This is a genomic window from Streptomyces sp. NRRL F-5122 (assembly GCF_001507435.1).
Classification (GTDB): Bacteria; Actinomycetota; Actinomycetes; order Streptomycetales; family Streptomycetaceae; genus Streptomyces; species Streptomyces lannensis.
This window is the reverse complement of record NZ_LMWH01000057.1, coordinates 1-2,148: the sequence shown is the minus strand read 5'-3', so window position 1 is coordinate 2,148 and position 2,148 is coordinate 1. Positions and strand designations below refer to the sequence as shown.

2 protein-coding genes are annotated in these 2,148 nt (G+C 69.3%); both read left to right on the top strand.

Going from position 1 to position 2,148, the window contains the following annotated elements; translation table 11 throughout:
- Positions 1–939 (top strand): sensor histidine kinase (locus tag ADL25_RS09025; RefSeq protein ID WP_159044904.1); only part of this gene is annotated, 939 nt, incomplete at its 5' end.
- A complete protein-coding gene (locus ADL25_RS09020; protein WP_059127142.1) occupies positions 936–2,147 on the top strand; it encodes a PP2C family protein-serine/threonine phosphatase in 1,212 nt (403 codons plus the stop codon). The genes ADL25_RS09025 and ADL25_RS09020, both read left to right, overlap by 4 nt.
- Position 2,148: the final 1 nt, after the last annotated feature.

The following is a 2,148-nucleotide window of genomic DNA, read 5'->3' as shown; positions in this document are numbered from 1 at the left end:
GAGGGACTGCGCCGCGGTATCACCGATCCTCTCAGCCGGCTCGGCACGGCTGCCCGCGAGGTGGCGCGGGGCCGTTTCGACCACCCCATCGACGTAGTCGGTCCCGCTGACCTGCGCCGGCTTGCCTCCGACGTGGATTCGATGCGTCTGCGTCTGGTGGAGGAGCTGCGGTTCAGCGAGGGGACCCGCGCACTGCTGGACGAACAGACGGAGGATCTGAAGCGCTCGAACACGGAGCTTGAGCAGTTCGCCTACGTGGCCTCGCACGATCTGCAGGAGCCCCTGCGCAAGGTGTCCAGCTTCACCCAGCTGCTTCAGCGGCGTTACGGCGGCCAACTGGACGACAAGGCCGACCAGTACATCGCCTACGCCGTGGACGGCGCCAACCGTATGCAGAGTCTCATCAACGACCTTCTGACCTTCTCGAGGGTCGGCCGGGTCCACAACGACCATCAGAGTGTGGACCTCGAACAGGTGCTGAGCCGCACGCTGGACACATTGAGCGTGGCTGTGGAGGAGAGCGGCGCCGAGATCATCCACGATGTGCTGCCCACCGTCGTCGGGGACCCGACCCAGTTGGGCATGCTCTGGCAGAACCTGCTGTCGAACGCGATCAAGTTCCGCAGTCCCGACCGGCCGCCGCGCATTCACATCAGTGCCGTCTCCCGCGGGGATGTGTGGGAGTTCGCGGTGAGCGACAACGGCATCGGCATCGCACCGGAGTTCCGGGAGAAGGTCTTCGTCCTCTTCCAGCGACTGCACACCAAGGACGCCTATCCGGGCACCGGCATCGGCCTGGCGATGTGCAAGAAGGTCGTGGAGTTCCACGACGGCGCGATCAGGATCGACCCCGGCGTCGAGTTCGGCACGCGTGTGGTCTTCACCCTTCCCGCCGTCACTGCCGCGACGGCGGCCCCGGACAGAGAGACGCAGTCGTGACCGCTTCTGCCGCAGGCCGCGACGAGCGATATGGCGTGCTGCTGGTGGAGGACGACGACGGAGACGCCCTCCTGGTCGAGGAACTCCTCCATGACACCGATCTGCCGCATGCACTGACACGCTGCCGCACGGCCGTCGACGCGCGTGCGGCCCTCGCCTGGGGGCCCGTCGACTGCGTGCTGCTCGATCTGCATCTGCCGGACGCGTCCGGAGTGGAGACCGTCCAGGCGATCCAGGCGGCCACCGACGCCGCCATCATCGTCCTGACCGGCCTGGACGAGCCCCGCGCGGGAGTCGACGCCCTTGCCGCCGGTGCCCAGGACTACCTCGTCAAGGGCAAGGTCGATCCCGACCTGATGCAACGCGCCGTCCGCTACGCCGTCCAGCGAAAGCAGGCCGAACGCGCCAACGCCGCCCTGCAGATCGGACGGCTGCGCGCCGAGGAGAACGCGCGCCTGGAACGCGGGCTGCTGCCGGAGCCCCTGTTGTCCTCCGGCACGGTCAGTGCCTCCAGCCGCTACTACCCCGGTCGTGCGCAGGCGTTGTTGGGCGGCGACTTCCTCGACGTCGTCCAGACGGGGGACGGACAGGTCCACGCCGTCATCGGAGACGTCAGCGGTCATGGCCCCGACGCGGCGGCGCTCGGCGTCTGCCTGCGCATAGCGTGGCGTGCCCTGACCCTCGGCGGCCACCGCGATCAGCAGCTGCTCCGTCTCCTCGAACAGATCCACATAGCCGAACGCGCCGGCAGCGACCTCTTCACCACCTGCACCCTCATCACCCTCGACCCCGACCGGGCCACGGTCACCCTGCACCTCGCCGGTCACCACGAACCGCTGCTCCTCACCCCCGACGGCACCCACGAGGTGGCGGCCGCCCACGGCGTCGCGCTGGGCATCGCACCCGGACTGGGCCAGTGGCCCGCCACCACGCTGGCACTGCCCGCGAGCGGCGCGCTCATCGCCTACACCGACGGCCTCGTCGAGGGCTTCGCCGACAACACGGGCGCCCGCCTCGGGGTGGACGGCCTGCTGCGCATCATCGACACGCTCCACGCGCCCGATCCCGGCACCCATCTCGACGAGCTCATCACCCGCACCCGCACGCTGAACGCGGACCGGCACACCGACGACCTCGCCGTGCTGCGCCTGGACTGGAACACGGGCACGCCCGGCCCCACAGGGAAGACCAGGCGCACCGCACCCTAGC